The 19,143-nt window shown below is 63.2% G+C and carries 17 protein-coding genes, 1 tRNA gene and 2 rRNA genes (1 of these 20 running past the window's edge); 10 read left to right on the top strand and 10 right to left on the bottom strand.

The features are described from left to right. The 3 genes from G570_RS01515 to G570_RS01505 form a co-directional block, all read left to right on the top strand. Nucleotides 1-2,643 (top strand): 23S ribosomal RNA (locus G570_RS01515); it begins 150 nt to the left of the window's first position. 112 nt (nucleotides 2,644-2,755) lie between these two features. Beyond that, a 5S ribosomal RNA gene (gene rrf, locus G570_RS01510) occupies nucleotides 2,756-2,870 on the top strand. A 192-nt stretch (nucleotides 2,871-3,062) separates the two neighbouring features. Beyond that, nucleotides 3,063-3,139 (top strand) — tRNA-Met (locus G570_RS01505). A 256-nt stretch (nucleotides 3,140-3,395) separates the two neighbouring features. On the opposite strand, the gene G570_RS01500 is transcribed toward G570_RS01505, so the two are convergent. Then, a complete protein-coding gene (locus tag G570_RS01500) occupies nucleotides 3,396-4,640 on the bottom strand; it encodes an ammonium transporter (protein ID WP_051503926.1) in 1,245 nt (414 codons plus the stop codon). 71 nt (nucleotides 4,641-4,711) lie between these two features. Further along, complete coding sequence (locus G570_RS01495) at nucleotides 4,712-5,590, bottom strand: arginase family protein (RefSeq protein ID WP_037498395.1); 879 nt, start codon at nucleotides 5,588-5,590, stop codon at nucleotides 4,712-4,714. 39 nt (nucleotides 5,591-5,629) lie between these two features. On the opposite strand from G570_RS01495, the gene hutI reads away from it, so the two are divergent. From hutI to G570_RS01475, 3 genes are all read left to right on the top strand, one after another. Then, nucleotides 5,630-6,847 carry an imidazolonepropionase gene (hutI, locus tag G570_RS01490; protein ID WP_037498393.1) on the top strand — a complete coding sequence of 406 codons (1,218 nt, stop codon included), beginning with the start codon at nucleotides 5,630-5,632 and terminating at the stop codon, nucleotides 6,845-6,847. Nucleotides 6,848-7,547: 700 nt separating this feature from the next. Then, the gene (hutU, locus tag G570_RS01480; protein ID WP_037498389.1) at nucleotides 7,548-9,206 is read left to right on the top strand and encodes a urocanate hydratase; all 1,659 of its coding nucleotides are present in this window, start codon (nucleotides 7,548-7,550) and stop codon (nucleotides 9,204-9,206) included. A gap of 73 nt (nucleotides 9,207-9,279) precedes the next feature. Then, on the top strand, nucleotides 9,280-10,161 hold the full coding sequence (locus tag G570_RS01475; protein ID WP_037503350.1) for an AraC family transcriptional regulator: 882 nt from the start codon (nucleotides 9,280-9,282) through the stop codon (nucleotides 10,159-10,161). A 9-nt stretch (nucleotides 10,162-10,170) separates the two neighbouring features. On the opposite strand, the gene G570_RS01470 is transcribed toward G570_RS01475, so the two are convergent. The 7 genes from G570_RS01470 to G570_RS01440 form a co-directional block, all read right to left on the bottom strand. Further along, nucleotides 10,171-10,638, bottom strand: coding sequence for a YHS domain-containing (seleno)protein (locus G570_RS01470; RefSeq protein WP_037498387.1), 468 nt, complete (start codon nucleotides 10,636-10,638; stop codon nucleotides 10,171-10,173). A gap of 140 nt (nucleotides 10,639-10,778) precedes the next feature. Further along, the gene (locus tag G570_RS14030) at nucleotides 10,779-11,789 is read right to left on the bottom strand and encodes an outer membrane protein (RefSeq protein WP_051503925.1); all 1,011 of its coding nucleotides are present in this window, start codon (nucleotides 11,787-11,789) and stop codon (nucleotides 10,779-10,781) included. A 228-nt stretch (nucleotides 11,790-12,017) separates the two neighbouring features. After that, complete coding sequence (locus tag G570_RS01460; protein WP_245600236.1) at nucleotides 12,018-12,515, bottom strand: hypothetical protein; 498 nt, start codon at nucleotides 12,513-12,515, stop codon at nucleotides 12,018-12,020. Nucleotides 12,516-12,565: 50 nt separating this feature from the next. After that, nucleotides 12,566-13,219 (bottom strand): hypothetical protein, encoded by a 654-nt coding sequence (locus G570_RS01455; RefSeq protein WP_037498384.1) that lies wholly within the window; start codon nucleotides 13,217-13,219, stop codon nucleotides 12,566-12,568. Continuing rightward, nucleotides 13,216-13,524, bottom strand: coding sequence for a PadR family transcriptional regulator (locus tag G570_RS01450; RefSeq protein ID WP_245600235.1), 309 nt, complete (start codon nucleotides 13,522-13,524; stop codon nucleotides 13,216-13,218). Before G570_RS01450 ends, G570_RS01455 begins: the two co-directional genes overlap by 4 nt. A gap of 91 nt (nucleotides 13,525-13,615) precedes the next feature. Further along, entirely contained in the window at nucleotides 13,616-14,392 is a 777-nt protein-coding gene (locus G570_RS01445; RefSeq protein WP_037498382.1) for a hypothetical protein, read from the bottom strand. Between the two features lie 14 nt (nucleotides 14,393-14,406). After that, a complete protein-coding gene (locus tag G570_RS01440) occupies nucleotides 14,407-14,661 on the bottom strand; it encodes a 4a-hydroxytetrahydrobiopterin dehydratase (protein WP_051503924.1) in 255 nt (84 codons plus the stop codon). Nucleotides 14,662-14,742: 81 nt separating this feature from the next. Between G570_RS01440 and hppD the strand changes: the two genes are divergently transcribed. The 4 genes from hppD to G570_RS01420 are packed head-to-tail and all read left to right on the top strand — an operon-like array spanning nucleotide 14,743 to nucleotide 18,697. Next, nucleotides 14,743-15,843, top strand: coding sequence for a 4-hydroxyphenylpyruvate dioxygenase (gene hppD / locus G570_RS01435; RefSeq protein ID WP_037503340.1), 1,101 nt, complete (start codon nucleotides 14,743-14,745; stop codon nucleotides 15,841-15,843). Beyond that, nucleotides 15,840-17,042 carry a 3-oxoadipyl-CoA thiolase gene (gene pcaF, locus G570_RS01430; protein WP_037498377.1) on the top strand — a complete coding sequence of 401 codons (1,203 nt, stop codon included), beginning with the start codon at nucleotides 15,840-15,842 and terminating at the stop codon, nucleotides 17,040-17,042. The genes hppD and pcaF overlap by 4 nt, the downstream gene beginning before the upstream one ends. Next, entirely contained in the window at nucleotides 17,042-17,482 is a 441-nt protein-coding gene (paaD, locus tag G570_RS01425; protein WP_037498374.1) for a 1,2-phenylacetyl-CoA epoxidase subunit PaaD, read from the top strand. The genes pcaF and paaD overlap by 1 nt, the downstream gene beginning before the upstream one ends. Nucleotides 17,483-17,509: 27 nt before the next feature. Further along, nucleotides 17,510-18,697: a cation:proton antiporter gene (locus tag G570_RS01420; protein ID WP_037498372.1), complete on the top strand. Its 1,188-nt coding sequence runs from the start codon at nucleotides 17,510-17,512 to the stop codon at nucleotides 18,695-18,697. Here the strand turns inward: G570_RS01420 and G570_RS01415 are convergent. Further along, complete coding sequence (locus tag G570_RS01415) at nucleotides 18,694-19,143, bottom strand: DUF2059 domain-containing protein (protein WP_037498369.1); 450 nt, start codon at nucleotides 19,141-19,143, stop codon at nucleotides 18,694-18,696. The genes G570_RS01420 and G570_RS01415 overlap by 4 nt on opposite strands.

The raw sequence follows: 19,143 nt of genomic DNA, 5'->3' as shown, positions 1-19,143 counted from the left end.
CCCTGAGCAATCAGGAGCGGAGTTAAATAGGAAGGATATCACTTTGCTGAATAAAATAGGCTTAGTGAAGCAAACCCGGTGAACTGAAACATCTAAGTAGCCGGAGGAAAAGACATCAACCGAGATTCCGTAAGTAGTGGCGAGCGAAAGCGGACCAGGCCAGTGCCTGGTGTTTAGTTAGCAGAACGGTTTGGAAAGACCGGCCAGAGTGGGTGACAGCCCCGTATGCGAAAACGAAACATCAGGACTTGAGTAGGGCGGGACACGTGTAATCCTGTCTGAACATAGGGGGACCACCCTCTAAGCCTAAATACTCGTGTATGACCGATAGTGAACTAGTACCGTGAGGGAAAGGTGAAAAGCACCCCGATGAGGGGAGTGAAACAGTACCTGAAACCGGTTGCCTACAAGCAGTGGGAGCATCCTTGAGATGTGACCGCGTACCTCTTGCATAATGGGTCAGTGACTTAATGTATCAAGCAAGCTTAAGCCGATAGGTGTAGGCGCAGCGAAAGCGAGTCTGAATAGGGCGACTGAGTTTGATGCATTAGACCCGAAACCCGGCGATCTAGGCATGACCAGAGTGAAGGTGCGGTAACACGCACTGGAGGCTCGAACCGATTAACGTTGAAAAGTTACCGGATGAGTTGTGTTTAGGGGTGAAAGGCCAATCAAGCCGGGAAATAGCTGGTTCTCCGCGAAAACTATTGAGGTAGTGCCTCGGATGTTTTCCTCAGGGGGTAGAGCACTGGATGGGCTAGGGCTGCGCGAGCGGTACCAAACCTAACCAAACTCCGAATACCTGAGAGTATAGTCCGGGAGACAGACGGCGGGTGCTAAGGTCCGTCGTCAAAAGGGAAACAGCCCTAACCTACAGCTAAGGTCCCCAAGTCATCACTAAGTGGGAAAGCATGTGGGAGTCCCAAAACAACCAGGAGGTTGGCTTAGAAGCAGCCATCCTTTAAAGAAAGCGTAACAGCTCACTGGTCTAATTAAGGGTTCCTGCGGCGAAGATGTAACGGGGCTAAAGTGATGCACCGAAGCTTAGGGTTCAGTCTTTGACTGAGCGGTAGCGGAGCGTTCTGTAAGTCTGTGAAGCGGAAGGGTAACCGACCGTGGAGATATCAGAAGTGCGAATGCTGACATGAGTAGCGATAAAGAGGGTGAGATGCCCTCTCGCCGAAAGCCCAAGGGTTCCTGCGCAAGGCTAATCCGCGCAGGGTGAGTCGGCCCCTAAGACGAGCCCGAAGGGGGTAGTCGATGGGAAACAGGTTAATATTCCTGTACCTGGAGGTGTGTGACGGATCTCGTAAGTTGTTCTTCCTTATCGGATTGGTAAGGGCAGCGAAGAGGTTCCAGGAAATAGCCCCTCCATATAGACCGTACCCGAAACCAACACAGGTGGGCAGGTAGAGTATACCAAGGCGCTTGAGAGAAGTCTCCTGAAGGAACTCGGCAAATTGCCTCCGTACCTTCGGAAGAAGGAGGCCCCATGTTAAGGCAACTTTTCATGGGGGGCACAGGCCAGGGGGTAGCGACTGTTTAGCAAAAACACAGGGCTCTGCTAAGTCGGCTTCAAGACGACGTATAGGGTCTGACGCCTGCCCGGTGCCTGAAGGTTAAGAGGAGGAGTGCAAGCTCCGAATTGAAGCCCAGGTAAACGGCGGCCGTAACTATAACGGTCCTAAGGTAGCGAAATTCCTTGTCGGGTAAGTTCCGACCTGCACGAATGGCGTAACGACTTCCCCACTGTCTCCAGGAGATGCTCAGCGAAATTGAATTCTCCGTGAAGATGCGGAGTACCCGCGGTTAGACGGAAAGACCCCGTGCACCTTTACTGCAGCTTCAGAGTGGCTGTGGGAAACAATTGTGTAGGATAGGTGGGAGGCTTTGAAGCCTGGGCGCCAGCTCAGGTGGAGTCACTGGTGAAATACCACCCTGTTGTTTTCTACAGTCTAACCTCGAACCGTTATCCGGTTCAGGGACCCTCTGTGGCGGGTAGTTTGACTGGGGCGGTCGCCTCCTAAAGAGTAACGGAGGCGCGCGATGGTAGGCTCAGGACGGTTGGAAACCGTCTGATAGAGTGCAATGGCATAAGCCTGCCTGACTGCGAGACTGACAAGTCGAGCAGAGACGAAAGTCGGTCATAGTGATCCGGTGGTCCCTCGTGGAAGGGCCATCGCTCAACGGATAAAAGGTACGCCGGGGATAACAGGCTGATAACCCCCAAGAGCTCATATCGACGGGGTTGTTTGGCACCTCGATGTCGGCTCATCACATCCTGGGGCTGGAGCAGGTCCCAAGGGTTTGGCTGTTCGCCAATTAAAGTGGTACGTGAGCTGGGTTCAGAACGTCGCGAGACAGTTTGGTCCCTATCTGCCGTGGGCGTCGATACTTGAGAGGAGTTGCCCCTAGTACGAGAGGACCGGGGTGAACATGCCTCTGGTGCACCAGTCGTTCTGCCAAGAGCGCAGCTGGGTAGCTATGCATGGACGGGATAACCGCTGAAAGCATCTAAGCGGGAAGCCTCCCTCAAGATAAGGTATCATCGAGCCGTGGAAGACCACCACGTTGATAGGCCGGATGTGGAAGTGCAGTAATGCATGGAGCTAACCGGTCCTAATTGCTCTGTTCGCGCTTGAAGAGTCCCACCATCATCGACAATCCTGTCGATCGACTGGCAAATCTTCAGCTAGATGACGCCAATACTTTGGTCGCACGATTTCTAGAATTTCTCGCTTCGCTGGCTCCATAGCTTGGTGGCCATAGCGTCTGTGACCCACCCGATCCCATCCCGAACTCGGACGTGAAACCAGACAGCGCCGATGGTACTACTGCTTAAGCAGTGGAAGAGTAGGTCGTCGCCAGGCTTTGCAGCCAGCGAATGTGAGAAAACCCATTCACAAGTCTTGAAAAAGCCGCTGCCGGGGCCACCTGAGCGGCGGCTTTTTTGTCTACCGGGCATGGCCAATCGAAGCCGCAGGCTTCGCAAGGCTGAGGTCCGGATTGAGCCCGATCCAACACGCATGAAGCGTGCCGGATCTCCGGCTCAGCTATGGTGACGCGGGGTGGAGCAGCCCGGTAGCTCGTCAGGCTCATAACCTGAAGGTCGTAGGTTCAAATCCTACCCCCGCAACCAGACCAATGACCCGCCCTTGTGGCGGGTTTTTTGTATCCGCCGAGGTCTGGGCACTCAATGGCGTGGTGCGCGCAACGCGCCGTGGATCATGCCGTTATCCCCTTCAGCCTTGCCGCGCTCGGCTGTCCCAATGGGAGCGGTCGTGGGCCATATTGGCCCCCTTCGCCGGATCGGTCGTGCCGAAGCGTATTTCACCGCGGCCAACAGAAAATGCGGGCCGCGAACGACCCGCATTTCCCATTCCCCCGACCGTGTCTTACGCGTTGTAGGCCCGCTCGCCATGATCGGCGACGTCGAGGCCTTCGCGCTCGTCATCGTCGCTGACCCGCAGGCCGAACAGCAATTTGGTCAGCGTCCAGAAGACCGCCGATCCGATTCCGGACCAGGCGATCGCCACCGCGACCGCGATGACCTGCTTGGTGAGCTGGCCGCCCAGCGCATAGTCGTCGGCACCATGTCCGCCCAGCGCGGGAAGGGCGACGACTGCGGTGCCGATCGAACCGATGATGCCGCCCAGCCCATGGATCCCGAAGACATCGAGGCTATCGTCGAGATTGAGGCGGTGCTTGAGCTTGGCGATGAAGCTGTAGCATCCCAGGCTAACGGCCGCGCCGAGCAGGATCGCGCCGAGCGGGCCGGATACGCCGGCCGCCGGGGTGATCGCGACCAACCCTGCCACCGCCCCGGACGCACCGCCCAGCAGCGACGGCTTGCCCGAACGCACGCGCTCGATGCCCATCCAGGCGAGCGCCGCCGCCGCCGGACAGACGAAGGTGTTGAGCATGGCAATGCCCGCCAACCCGCCCGCTTCGAGCGCGGAGCCGGCGTTGAACCCGAACCAGCCGACCCACAGCAGCCCGGTTCCGATCAGGACCAGCGCCAGGTTGTGCGGCGGCATGGCCTCCTTCGGGAAGCCGATGCGCCGGCCGGCGATCAGCACGCCGACGAGGCCGGCAATGCCGGCGTTGATATGAACGACCGTGCCGCCTGCGAAATCGAGCGCGCCGAGCTTGAAGATATAGCCGTCGGCGGCCCACACCATGTGCGCGATCGGCGCATAGATGAAAGTCAGGAACAGCAGCGAGAAGAACAGGATTGCACTGAATTTCACCCGCTCGACCGTCGCACCGATAACCAGCGCGGCGGTGATCGCCGCGAAGGTCATCTGGAAGCAAACGAACACCAGTTCAGGGATGGCGCTGCCCGCCGTGCCCACTGCCCACAGGCTGTCGCCGCCGACGCCCTTCAACCCGAACTTGGCAAGGTCGCCGACGATGGCGTTGGCGCCCGAAAACGACAGGCTGTAGCCCCAGCCGACCCACACCAAGATGCCGAGGCACCCGACGCCGAGCACTTGGCTCATCACCGACAACACGTTTTTCGAACGAACGAGGCCGCCGTAAAAGAGCGCGAGGCCGGGCACGATCATGAGCATGACCAGCAAGGTAGAGGTCAGCATCCACGCCGTGCTGCCCGTGTCGACCGTTAACGCCTGTTCCATGTGCGACCCCTGTTTTGCTGCACTGCAAAACTGTCGGGGGACCGGCCGCTAGGCAACGACCGGTGAATATTTCAACGAAGTTCGTAGCCCGCGAGGCATTCGGCCACCCAACGCGCAGCCACCAAGGCGCTGAGATCGGTCGAATCCAGCGGCGGGTCCCATTCGGTGAGGTCGATCAGCCTGACCTTCGGCGACGCTGCAAGCTGGCGCATGGCTGCGAAGAAATCATGTGCCGCCATTCCGCCCGGTCGCGCGCCGGGTGCACCCGGCAATTGCCCTCGATCGATGACGTCGATGTCGCAGTCGACCACGATAGCGTCGCAATGGGAAACATGATCGAGCGCGGACCGGATCGCCCTTTCTATCCCGCCTCGACGAACCTCTTCGATCGTCACGACCAGATGACCGCCGTCCAACGCGTCGCGATGCATGTCCGCGCTGTTGGCGAAGCTGGCGAGACCGATCTGGGCAACGTTCCTGCCCGGCAGGCCGTCTTCGCGCAGCGCCCGAACCGGATTACCGTTGCCGAGTCCCTGACTGGTGTCGCGCATGTCGAAATGGGCGTCGAGCGTAATCAGGCCGACCTTGTCGAGCGGCAGGCCGAGCGCATGCGCGCCGGGCCTCGTGACCGCATTGTTGCCGCCGACCAGCAGTGTCAGCCCATGCCGCGCAACGCTAGCGCTGGCGGCGTCGCGGATGGGCTGGGTCGCCTCCTCGATGCTGAGCCCGGAGATCGGCACGTCGCCATGGTCGGCGATCGCGCTCGCGATCTCCTTGCCCGTTTCGACATCGTAGCGGCCGATCCGGCGCAGCGTGTCGCGCAGCTTTTGCGGCGCCAAGTCGCAACGGCCCGGCGTCACCGACCCTGCCGCCAGCGGCGCGCCGACCAGTCCGACCGGCGCCTGATGATCCTGCGGGCGCAAAAGGTCGGAAAGATTGGGCCAGCTCATGCTTGACGACTAGCAGCCTTGCCGCCCAAATCCACCACCATGTGGGATCGCCTGATTACCGACTGCCATGTCGCGACGATGGTGCCGCAGCCGGGCAACCCGCTGGGCCTTTTCCCCAATGCGGCGATCGGCATCGACGGCGGCAAGATCGTCCGCGTCGGCAAGCGAACCGAACTGGCCGGCTTCCGCTACAAGGAAGTGGTTGCGCTCGGCGGCGCCTGGGTCACGCCGGGGCTGATTGACTGCCACACGCATCTCGTCTTCGGCGGCACCCGCGCCAAGGAACATGCGATGCGTCGCGCCGGTGCGACCTATGAGGAGATCGCCAAGGCGGGCGGCGGGATCATGTCGACCGTCGGCATGACCGCGGCGACCGGCACGGACGAATTGCGTTCAGCCTCCCGGCGCCGACTCGAAGCGTTGATGGCGGGCGGCGTTACGACGGTCGAGGTAAAATCGGGGTACGGCCTCGACACCGCCGCCGAGATCCGCCTGCTCAACGCCGCCAGGGCGATCGGCCGCGACCTGCCGGTGCGGATCGTGCCGACGCTGCTCGCCGCCCACGCCTTGCCGCCGGGCGCCAAGGAAGGTCCCGAACGCGACGCCTATTTGAAAATGATCGTCGAAGAGATGATCCCGGCGGTTGCCAAGGCGGGCCTAGCCACCAGCGTCGATGCTTTTTGCGAAACCATCGCCTTCACCCCAAAGGAGGTCGACCGCGTCTTCACCGCGGCGCGCGCCAACGGGCTTCCGGTTCGCATCCACGCCGAGCAATTGAGTAATCAGAAGGGCGCCGAGCTCGCCGCCCAGTATAAGGCGCTGTCGGCCGATCATCTCGAATATCTCGATGCCGCCGGCGCCAAGGCGATGGCGGCGGCGGGCATGGTCGCGGTGCTCCTGCCCGGCGCCTATTACACGTTGCAGGAAACGAAAAAGCCGCCGGTCCAGCTGCTTCGCGACCATGGCGTGCCGATGGCGATCGCGACTGACTGCAACCCGGGCACCTCGCCTCTCCTCAATCCCCAGCTCGCCATGAACATGGCCTGCACCCTGTTCGGCCTCACCCCGGAAGAAGCGATCCAAGGCATGACCGTCAACGCCGCCCGCGCGCTCGGCCTCGCCCACGACATCGGCACCGTCGCCGCGGGCAAGACCGCCGACCTCTGCGCCTGGCGCATCGATGATATCGCCGAGCTCGGTTATTGGGTCGGCATGCCGGGACCGGAACGACGATTTTTTGCGGGGCAGGACGGCTAGGGCAATGTCCTTTGTTGTGTCGTCAGAGCAGTCTCATGAGCGAACCCCGGCTCAAAAGAAGCAAGCCGCAATCATAGCAGCGGTCACGGCTTTGCTGTTCGCGAACTTGCTTCTCCAGAAGGCCACGCTGGTTGACCAACTTCCTTTCCAGGTAAACTTCCTCAGCGGTCTGTGCGGACTAGCGTTTGGCCTATGGGCGGCGCATTTGGTTTCCAAAATGCCTACAGCTCAGTCGACGACGCGCCAAACAATTGGGCTGATAGCGCTTCCGATTTTTTCCATATTTGTCGGCATTTACTTGTGCCGGACCCTTACAGCAGAGCTTGCGTTCGTGGGCGGCAATCGGACAGTTCATGCTCTAGAGGCAAAAGTGACTGGCTTCCGAATAGGCAGGTCCGGACAATACGCGTCGTTTACGGTCGACGATGATAGCCGCGAGATAGAAGTAAAGGTCACTCCTGACCTCTACGCTAGCCTTGACCCTTGGAGGGCGCCCGGCAGGGATTGCCTGATGCTCCCGATTGAATATGGGCGTGGCGGTCTGCGTCGCGTTATCCTCCCGAACCTATCATTGGATGAACCTCTCGGGGTTGAGCACTATCGACGGTGCAGTCCGGTCATCTGACAGTCTCGATTATGCTTGGGCAGCGGCCTTGCCGGCGTTAAAGGCCGCGCGACTCTCCAAATTTGTCGGATTGCCATGACCAACCCCCGCCTCGACAACAGCCGCCGCATCAAGGCGCGCACCGGTTCCGAAAAAGTCGCCAAGCATTGGACCACCGAAGCGGCGGTGCGCATGCTGATGAACAACCTCGACGATGAAGTCGCGGAGAATCCGCAGAGCCTCGTCGTCTATGGCGGCATCGGCCGCGCCGCGCGCAACTGGGCCTGCTACGACAAGATTGTCGAAGTGCTCGAACGGCTCGAGGAAGACCAGACGCTGCTGGTCCAGTCGGGCAAGCCGGTCGGCGTTTTCCCGACCCACAAGGATGCGCCGCGGGTACTCATCGCCAACTCCAACCTCGTCCCCAAATGGGCGACGTGGGAAAAGTTCAACGAACTCGATCGCAAGGGCCTGATGATGTACGGCCAGATGACGGCCGGATCGTGGATCTACATCGGCAGCCAGGGCATCGTTCAGGGCACCTACGAAACCTTTGCGGAGATGGGCCGCCAGCATTTCGGCGGCGACCTCACCGGCAAGTGGATCCTCACCGCGGGCCTCGGCGGCATGGGCGGCGCGCAGCCGCTTGCGGCGGTGATGGCCGGCGCCCACTGCATCGCGATCGAAGTACAGGAAAGCTCGATCCAGAAGCGGCTCGAAACCCGTTATCTCGATTACCGCGCCGACAGCATCGACGAGGCGCTTGAAATCATCCGTAACGCGAAGGAACCGGTCAGCGTCGGCGTCCTCGGCAACGCGGCGGAAATCCTGCCCGATATGGTGAAGCGCGGCATCCGCCCCGACGCGGTCACCGACCAGACGTCGGCCCATGACCCCGCCAACGGCTACTGCCCCGCCGGCTGGAGCGTCGCCAAGTGGGCCGAGATGCGGGAACGCGATCCCGCCGCGGTGGTCGAGGCCGCGCGCCATTCGATGGCCGCCCATGTCGAAGCGATGCTCGCCTTCCAGAAAATGGGCATCCCGACCTTCGACTATGGCAACAACATCCGCCAGGAAGCCTATGACGACGGCGTCTTGAACGCCTTCGACTTCCCCGGCTTCGTTCCCGCCTACGTCCGCCCGCTCTTCTGCCGCGGCATCGGACCGTTCCGCTGGGCGGCGCTAAGCGGCGACCCGGAAGACATCTACAAGACCGACGCCAAGGTGAAGGAATTGATCCCCGACGATCCGCACCTCCACCGCTGGCTCGATATGGCCAGGGAACGCATCGCCTTTCAGGGCCTTCCCGCGCGCATCTGCTGGGTCGGCCTTGGCCTCCGCCACAAGCTCGGCGTCGCCTTCAACGAAATGGTCGCGAACGGCGAACTGAAGGCCCCGATCGTCATCGGCCGCGACCATCTCGACAGCGGCAGCGTCGCCTCGCCCAACCGCGAAACCGAAAGCATGATGGACGGCAGCGACGCGGTCAGCGACTGGCCGCTGCTCAACGCCCTGCTCAACACCGCGGGCGGCGCGACCTGGGTCTCGCTCCACCATGGCGGAGGCGTCGGCATGGGCTATTCGCAGCACAGCGGCATGGTCATCGTCGCCGACGGCACCGAAGACGCCGCGCGCCGCCTGCAGCGCGTGCTGTGGAACGACCCCGGCACCGGCGTCATGCGCCACGCCGACGCGGGTTATCAGATCGCCATCGACTGCGCGAAGGAACAGGGTCTCGACCTGCCGATGATCTAGGTAAGCAAGATCGGTCGAGCACGATCGACCCTTTTCGTCCACCTGCTGCTGCGCCACGATAGCGGTGAGGAAGATGACGGCCAGGCTTCAACATTATCATGCCCGGATGCAGCGGGTGCTGGATCATATCGACCGGCATCTCGATGACGATCTGGACGTGACGACACTGAGCCGGGTCGCCGCCTTCTCGCCATTCCACTTCCATCGGCAGTTTTCGGCGACGTTCGGCATTACCGTGCACCGTTACCTGCAGCTGCTGCGAATGAAGCGGGCTTCCTATCGGCTCGCCTACCGTTCCGGCGACACGGTCACCGATGTCGCGTTCGATGCGGGTTATGACGCACCGGATGCCTTCGCGCGGGCCTTTCGCCGACGGTTCGGCCAGTCCCCGTCGTCGTTTCGCAGCGAACCGGATTGGGAAGCGTGGCATGCGGCATTCGGGCCACTCGATCATGCCAGGAGCAAGCTTTTGACTCAGACCTATTCACCTGACGACGTAACCATCCGCGATGTGGCGCCGATCGCGGTGGCCTTCATGGAACATCGCGGCGATCCTGCCGCCCTAGGCGCGACGATCCAGCGCTTCATCGCTTGGCGCCGGGCCAATGGCCTGACCCCGAAGAACAACCCGACGTTCAACATCTTCCACACCGACCCCCGCCCGACCCCGATCACCGACTATCATGTCGATTTGTGCGTGGGGGTCGACTCGCCGCGCCATGCCCTCGGCGACGGGATCGAAGCCGGCAATATCCCGGGCGGCAGGCGCGCCGTGCTCCGGGTGGTCGGGCCCGGTGACAAGCTCGAAGCAGCGGCGCTTTATCTCTACCGGAATTGGCTGCCGCAAAGCGGCGAAGAGGCTGGCGATTTTTCCTTGTACGGACAGCGACTGGCCTTCTTCCCCGACGTGCCCGAACATGAAGCGGTGGTCGACCTTTTCCTGCCGCTCAAATAGGCGATACCGTCAATTCTGATGATGGCTCAGCACCGTCGGCCAGTTGGCGTTGCCGCGTTCGATCGCTGCGTCCTGGTCGGCTTCCCAAAGCTCTTTCGCGCGGGCGTTGAAGTTCAGGTAGAGCTTGCCGCCGACGATCTTCCACTGTTCCGGATCGCCCGGCGCGACATAATTCTGGCTGACCGCCCACGAACAATATCCGCCGAATTGCGGTGCGAACGCGGCGGGATCGGCAAGGAATTTCGCCTTGGCGTCGGCTGAGGCGAAGCGCCATGTCGCGCCCTTATACTCGGTCGAAAATTCCGCGCGGCCGCGGACCGCCTTGCCGTCGGTGAAGTAGGCCGTGACGTCGTATCCGCGCGCTGCGAGGTGGTCGGCCTCGGCACTGATCTCCGGCGCAGGCGGCGCCGCACTCGCGACGGAGGTGACGGTGGCGAGGGCAAGTCCGGCGGCGATGAGGGGAAGGGGCAGGCGCATGGCAGATCCTTTGGCTGGAGACCTACCCTGTTCGTCGCAAGCCGGCCTGCCGTTACCGCCCCGACATGTCGTCGCCCTGAAGATGCAAGAAGGGGCCGCCCCATCGCTGGGACGGCCCCTCCTTTTTGCTTAGCCGAAGCTTAGCCGCGTTCGGGTTCCGGCGGCGGCGGCGGCGGCGGGGGCGGCGGCGGCGGCGGCGGGCAGGCCTCGCTCGCCAGGATCACCGAACCGTCCGCGCAGGTCTGCGTCGCCGGCGGGGGCGGCGGCGGGGGCGGCGGGGGCGGCGGCGGGGGCGGCGGAGCTGCCGTTTCGCCACCGAAGTTGAAGATCAGGCTCGCCAGCAGGCTGTGCGAACGGAACTTCTGTTCGAAGTCGGTCGACACCAGCGCGTTGGTGGTCTGGTCGACGATCACCGGCGCCGTGGTGCCGACGGTGAAACGGTTCGGGTTGCCGGCAAGGGCAGCCGCGCCGTCATCGAAGAAGCTCAGCTTGCCGGTGCGGAAGTAGCGATACTTCAGGCCGATTTCGACGTTCGAGCTGACCGGGTAGCGGACACCGGCGATGAGCTGGCCGGCCCATGCGCTGTCCTTGCTCCCACCGAGCTTCGCCCAGGCGCGGCCAAGGCCGAGACCCGCGTAGAAGTTGAGGCCGTTGTTGTCGCCAAAGTCGAACAGGCCGTTCACCATGGCCGACTTGACCTTCATGCTGCCGTTCAGGTCGAAATCGCTCGCGACCAGGGCCGGCAGGCCCGGCGCGCCGGGATCCGGCGCAACCGACGGACGGTTGAGCGCGGTGTTCAGACCGGTGACGAACGCCGGATCGATCTGGAATTCGTCGATGTTGGCCTTCTTGTAGCCCAGTTCGCCTTCGAGGCGGAACATGCCGAAGTCGTAACCGACAATGGCGTCGACATCGAGGCCCTTCTTGTAATCAAGGCCGAAGGCGTTGTTGAAGGTGGTGTCGGCCGGGCCGGCCGGGGCAGCCGGAGTGGCCGGGGTCTGGGTCGTCGTGTAATCGACGATCGCATCGCCGTCCTGATCCTTCGGGAACATGATGCCGCCTTCGATGCCGAAGTACGGCGAACCGTCCTTGGCCATCGCCGGCGTCGCAACGGCCGCGACGGCCGCTGCTGCTAGCAGATATTTCTTCATAGGGTTCTACCTTTCAAAACTCGCAACCGTTTCGACCGGCGACGTTGGTCCCCGGAAAGGGGCGAACGACGACGGTCCAGTCAGGGTGTTGCAATGGCCCCAATGCATGGGACGGAATGAAGGTTGCGGAACCTTTTTCAAACAGTTCGAAACCGTGTCATTATTGCCACAGCCAAAAATGCGGCGCGCCGAAGAGGGATACGGCGCGCCGCCAGGGAGGGCTCGTGACTACCGCGCGACGCGGTGGAAGGTGAAGTTGCGGACGAAGGGAACGCCCTCGTCGTCGACGTCGGCGGCGGACTCGGTCATCGTCTTGCCGTCGGCCGACACCGCATAAACCCGGACCGATTCCAGCTGCTTGGCCTTGGCCAGGGTCAGCACCAGCACGTTGGGGGCGGGCGATCCTGCGGCAGCATGATCGCCTTCGTCCTTGTTGCCGGCGCTTGCAACGACGCTGCCATCACGCGTGAATTGCGCTTCCATGTGGCGGACGCTGTCGTCCTGCGCGGTGATGTCGATCTTGGTCTGCCACTGCCCGCCGCCGACGTCGACAAAGCGGTAGGTGACGCGCTTGGGGGGGGTGCCGTACGTCACCGGCATCTTGCCAAGGTCTAGTTCCCACAGGCCTAGGAACGGCGAGGCGGCGGGTCGCTTGGCCCAAGTCGGCTCGGCGGTTCCGATTGTCAGGCCGAACAAGGCAGGCAGGAGTAGGGACAGGCTGCGCATAAATATCGCTCCTTCGTTTTGGGTCGGAATGTAATTGGATGTTTGGCGGATCAGGCCGCTATTCGCGCCGCGTCCGGCCAATCGTCATAGGGCACGAGTTCGCGCCACCAGTGGAGGGCGACCAGCGCCATGGTCTCGACCGCGACGGCGGCCACCATCACCAGCACCAGTCCGCCGGCGACCGAAAGGATGGCGGTGACCAGCATCAAGGTCGTCAACGCCGCGGCATTGAACCGCGCGATGCTCGAGACCCGGTCCCAATTGCGGTCGACCAGCGCGAGGGCGAGCATGAACTGGCCGACGCTCAGCGCCATCACCATCAGCGTCAGGGCCGGGGCCATCGCCCGTTCGCCGACCAGCAGGGTGGGAAGCTGCTGGCTTTGTCCGGCCAGGAAGCCATCGATGCCGACATTGCCGATCGACAGATAGGGAAAGCCGATCGCCCCCAGCCACAGGCCGACGCCCGCCATCGGTACGATCAGCAGGACCGCCGTCAGGTGTAGCGCAAGTGCAAATCGGCCCTCGGGCATGAACGCCAGTTCGCGCCATGCTGCCGACAGGCAGCCGATGGCGAAGCCCAGCGGGCGGCCTTCGTCGACCGCCGCCGACAGTTCGGCCTCCATGGCCTGAGCCCAGACCCGGTGACGCGACCCCAGCGCGCGCGATGCAAGCGCCAAGAGCGCGCGGGCGATCCGCTCGCTCATATGGTCACCGTCCGACCGGGTTGGACGTCGGCCTTCGGGTCGTACAGCTGCGCGGCGAGCGTTCGGCCCGCGCTCGTCAACCGATAGGCGTGCCGCGGCGGTCGGCCGGGCTCGTTGGGCGCCTGCCATTCGGACTCGACCAACCCCTGCTCGGTCATCCGCATCAGCAGCGGATAGAGGGTACCCGAACTAAGGCCGGTCGCCTTCATCAGCGGATAGCCATGCTGCCATTCACCGCGCGACGCCGACAAGGCGTCGAGCAGCGCAATCATTTGGCGGGACGGACGGCGTTCACGCTTGGTCATGCCATAAATACGACATATGTAGATTTAAGAGTCAAGCCCTGTTTTCGGGCCTGTCACAGAACGGATTTTCGCAAAGATTTTGAACGACTTGTCAGTCGTGCTCATGCTCGTGTCGGGTCAACACCGGTTCGACTTTTTCGAGCGCGCGCTGGACCCGCCGCTCGAAATCGGCGTCGGGCAGCGGCACGATACCGTCGTGAGCGACGCACACCCGCGCGGCATCGCTCCACCGTGCGCCAAGCTCGCGCGCCCACCCGCGGAAATCGTCGGATGCGGAGGCCTGCCGCTCCAGCGCCTTGGCCAGCGTCGGATGGAAGAACAGGCCGCTGTCCTTCTTCACCAGCGACACGGGGAACGGAAACGCAAGGTAGCTCAGCGTGTCGTCGACATGGATCGTGCGGGACGGCTTGTGGAAGGCGAGCAGCGAGGAGAAGTGAACCTTCTCGTTGGCGCTGATATAATCCACCCCCCGCGGCAGCGAAAATTCGAGAACCTCGGCGTAGAGCTCGGCGACACGCGGGTCTTCGACGTTGGGCTCCTCCCAGTTCAGCCCCGGGAATTTGCGCTTGTGCCGTTCGGATCCGTACAGCTTTGCGCCCGGGAAGGTCTTGCGCGCCCATTCGCAATGCAGCGTGTGGAAGGGATGAAGGTTGAGGATCGCCTCGACCGCCTTGCCCCCGTCGGTAAGGCGCATCGCTTCGCTGAGCGCCTCGCCTTCGAGCGTATAGCTGTCGAGCCAGACGAACCGCCCGCCGGGCAGCGCGACCAGCGATGCATGGGTGCCGACGTTGAGGACGCCGCCGATCCGGAAATCGCCGCGCAGGTTCCAGAACCCGTTTCCGAAATCGACCAGCTTCTTCGCCGCCATGCCTTGTCCCTTCTTTAATTGACCCTCAGACGGTCGATGGCCGTCGCCAGTTCCACATCCCGGTCGGTCACCCCACCCGCATCATGGGTGGTCAGCCGGAAATCGACCCGGTTCCAGACGCTGGTGAATTCGGGATGATGATCGCGCTTTTCGGCTTCGATCGCGACGCGGGTGAGGAAGGCGAAGGCTTCGGAGAAATCCGCGAAGGTCATCCGCTTTTCGATCGCCTTGCCGTCGGCGCTGGGCGTCCAGCCATTGGGAATGTCCATGTCACCCGCATAGGCGCATCGCCCCAACCTTGAAAAGATCGCCCCGTCGGCGCAGAGGGGCGCTCACAAGGAGAGATGATCATGGCAACCGCCCCTTCCGTCGAGCTCGGCCCGCTGGGCCTTGAGAATCCGATGGGCACCGACGGCTTCGAATTCGTCGAATATGCCGCGCCGGACCCTGAGCTGCTGCGCGAATTGTTCGGCAAGATGGGCTTCCCCGGAGTCGCGCGTCACAAGCGCAAGAACGTCACGCTCCACCGCCAGGGCGACATCAATTTCATCATCAACGCCGAACCGAACAGCTTCGCCGCCCAGTTCGCGGTCGACCACGGCCCCTGCGCCTGCGCCATGGCGTTCCGGGTCAAGGACGCCGGGGCCGCGCACAAGCGCGCGCTCGATCTTGGCGCGACCAACGCGCTGACCGACGTGGCGACGGGCGAGATGGACATTCCGGCGATCGAGGGCATCGGCGGATCGCACCTCTATTTCGTCGACCAATATGGCGCGCACGGCTCGATCTACGACGTCGACTTCGACTTCCATCCCGACGCCGACCAGCGGATGGCGGCCCATGCGTCGAATCTCACCTATGTCGACCACCTCACCCACAATCTGAATCGCGGTCGGATGGCGGTTTGGGCGGAGTTTTACGAAAGGCTCTTCAACTTCCGCGAGATTCGCTACTTCGACATCGAAGGAAAGGTCACCGGCCTCTTCTCCAAGGCGATGACCAGCCCCTGCGGCAAGATCCGCATCCCTTTGAACGAGAGCCAGGACGACAAGAGCCAGATCGAGGAATTCCTGCGCGAATATAAGGGCGAGGGCATCCAGCACATCGCGCTCGGCTCGACCGACATCTACGCGACCGTCGACACGCTCCGTGCCCGCGGCATTCCCTTCCAGGATACGCCCGACACTTATTACGAGCTGGTCGACGAGCGGGTGAAGGGCCATGGCGAGCCCACTGCCGAACTCGAAAAGCGTCGCATCCTCGTCGATGGTGCGCCGACCGAAGGCCAGGGCCTGCTGCTGCAGATCTTCACCCAGAACGTCATCGGCCCGATCTTCTTCGAAATCATCCAGCGCAAGGGCAACGAAGGCTTCGGCGAGGGCAATTTCAAGGCGCTGTTCGAAAGCATCGAGCTCGACCAGATCCGTCGAGGGGTGATCGAGGCCGAATGAGCGACGCTTACATCTGCGATGCCGTCCGCACGCCGATCGGCCGGTTCGGCGGGGCGCTGAAGGACGTTCGCGCCGACGACCTGGCGGCCATCCCGCTGGCGGCGCTCAAGGCCCGCAACCCGGGTATCGACTGGAACCAGGTCGACGACCTTATCATGGGCTGTGCCAACCAGGCGGGCGAGGACAATCGCAACGTCGCGCGGATGGCTGCGCTGCTGGCAAGCCTTGGCGATGCGGTGCCCGGCACCACCGTCAACCGCCTGTGCGGCTCGGGCCTCGACGCGGTCGGCATGGCGGCCCGGGCCATCAAGGCGGGCGAAGCGAACCTCGTTATCGCCGGCGGGGTCGAAAGCATGACCCGCGCGCCGTTCGTCATGCCCAAGGCCGACAGCGCCTTTTCCCGCGCCAACGCCATCTACGACACCACCATCGGCTGGCGCTTCGTCAACAAGAAGCTGCAGGCCGAATATGGCATCGATTCGATGCCCGAAACCGCCGAGAATGTCGCGGAAGACTATAATGTCAGCCGCGAAGACCAGGACCGCTTCGCCGCCGAGAGCCAGCGCCGCGCCGCCGCCGCGCAGGCCAATGGCCGTCTCGCCGCCGAAATCGTGCCCGTCACCATTCCGCAGCGCAAGGGCGAACCGATCATTGTCGACCGCGACGAACATCCCCGCGAAACCAGCGTCGAAAAACTCGCCGCGCTGAAACCCATCGTGAAACCGGGGGGCACCGTCACCGCAGGCAACGCCAGCGGCGTCAACGACGGCGCTGCCGCGCTGATTATCGCATCGGGCGAAGCGGTCGAACGCTTCGGCCTCACCCCCCGCGCCCGCGTGCTCGGCACCGCCGTCGCCGGCGTTCCGCCGCGCATCATGGGCATCGGCCCCGCGCCCGCTTCCGCGCGCCTGCTCGAACGGCTGGGCCTGCACATCGACGACATCGACGTGGTCGAATTGAACGAGGCCTTCGCCGCGCAGGGCCTCGCCGTGATGCGCGAGCTCGGCCTTCCCGACGATGCCGCGCATGTGAACCCCAACGGCGGCGCCATCGCGCTCGGCCACCCGCTCGGCATGTCTGGCACGCGCCTCGCGCTGACCGCGACCGAAGAGCTGCAGCGCTCCGGCGGCCGCCTCGCGCTGTGCACCATGTGCATCGGCGTCGGGCAGGGCATCGCCATGGTGATCGAACGCGTCTGATGCACGATGTCGCCGCCATCCGGGCGGTGCTGGCCGCCGTTCCCGACCCGGAAATTCCGGTCGTGTCGGTGATCGATCTCGGCATCGTCCGCGATATCGCGGCAACCCAAGTGACCATCACGCCGACCTATTCGGGCTGCCCGGCGACGGTGTTCATCGAACAGGAAGTGCGCGCCGCATTGGACGCCGCCGGCTATCGCGATGTCGCGGTTCGCACCGTGCTGACCCCGCCCTGGTCGACCGACATGATCAGCGAAGAGGGCAAGGCAAAACTCAAAGCATATGGCATCGCCCCGCCCGACCCGTCCCGGGACGTCGAATGCCCGCGCTGCGGATCGATGGCGACCGAGGAGGTCAGCCGCTTCGGCTCGACCCCGTGCAAGGCGCAGTGGCGCTGCCGCACTTGCCTTGAGCCGTTCGACCGCTTCAAGTGTCATTGAGCAGCACGAACGCTGCGGGGGCCGACAATGCATTTCACCACCACCGAACTCTTCCTCATCGCCATGCTGGTGATCTTCACCGTGCCATGGCTGGTCTGGCGCCTGCTCAGGACCGACAATTATGCGCCGCTGGTGGTGGTGCAGATCGTCGGCGGGATCCTGCTCGGCCCGGGCGTCTTGGGCGCGGTCTATCCCGACCTGTACAAGACCGTCTTCACGGCCGACGTCATCACCGCGCTGAACGGCATCGCCTGGTGGGCGGTGATGATGTTCGTGTTTGTGGCAGGCGTCGAACTCGACCTCCACGACGCCTGGAAAAACAGGGTCGAAACCGGCACGACGGCCGCATTGGCGCTGTTCACCCCGCTGCTGTTCGGCTGCGCTGCCGCCGCCTTCCTGATGCAATGGAACGGCTGGGAGGGGCCGAAGGGCAAGGACTGGCAAGTCCTGCTCGGCTTCGGGATGAGCTGCGCGGTCACCGCGCTTCCCATCCTCGTCCTGTTCATGGACAAGCTGGCGATCCTGCGCAGCAAGCTTGGCCAGCGCATCCTGCGCTACGCCAGCCTCGACGATATCGCCATCTGGGGTGTGCTCGCGCTGATCCTGCTCGATGTCGAACGGCTGGGACGGCAGGGCCTGTTCCTGGTCGTCTTCACGCTCGCCGCCTGGGCCATGCGCAAGCTGTTCAAGCGCGTGGAAGAGCGGGACCGCTGGCCGCTGTCGCTGATCTGGCTGGCCTTCGTCGGCCTCTCCGCCGACTGGTCGGGGCTGCACTTCATGGTCGGCGCATTCCTCGCCGGGGCGGTGATCGACAGCCGCTGGTTCGATCAAAAGAAGATGGACCTGTTCCGCGACCATATCCTGCTCGCCGTCATGCCGGTCTTCTTCCTGTCGACAGGGCTTCGCACCCGATGGGACATGGGCGGCACCATGGTCATCGGCGCGGCGCTGCTGCTGCTGCTCGCATCGGTCGCGGGCAAGCTGGCGGGGGTCGGCATCGCGGGCCGCATCCTCAAATGGCCCAGGGGCGATGCCGGCCTGATCGGCTGGCTGCTTCAGACCAAGGCGCTGATCATGATCATCTTCGCCAACGTCCTTCTGGACCGGCAGATCATCACCCCGACGGCGTTCACCGCGCTGCTGCTGATGGCGGTGATGAGCACCATGCTGACCATCCCGATGGTCCGGCCGATGCTGGCGAAGCGGGCGACCTAGCGATCCGCGCAAAGCGGCTGCGTTTCGCGTCCCTTGCAATAGCTGTCGCGCGCAGCCCCGGCGAGGTCGATCTGGCCGACCTGCGAAATGGTCGACGCGATGATCGACGGCATGGCCGACTGCAGGTGCTGGGCGGCGGGCGTCCGGGCGAAGGCCACCAGCGCGCGCAAATCCTCGATCGACAGGTTCGTCGCGAACGACCGCGCGTCGGCGGCGAACAGCCGTTCGCGCTCGGCGGCGTAGCTGCCGGTCACCGCAGCCTCCAGCGCGGCCTTGTCGGCGTCGGACATGCCTGGATTCTTGGCTGCCATCTCTGCCTTGTCCTTGGCCTCGGCGACCGTCAGCAGCGTCGCCAGCGTCCCGCGCTCCGAAAGCTCGCGGCCCAGCGACAGCGCTTCCGCGCTCGGTTCGGCGGCGGCGACCATCATCAAGGCTGCTAGCAACAT

The sequence above is a fragment of the Sphingomonas jaspsi DSM 18422 genome, assembly GCF_000585415.1.
Classification (GTDB): domain Bacteria; phylum Pseudomonadota; class Alphaproteobacteria; order Sphingomonadales; family Sphingomonadaceae; genus Sphingomicrobium; species Sphingomicrobium jaspsi.
This window is presented reverse-complemented; position numbering and strand designations above follow the sequence as displayed.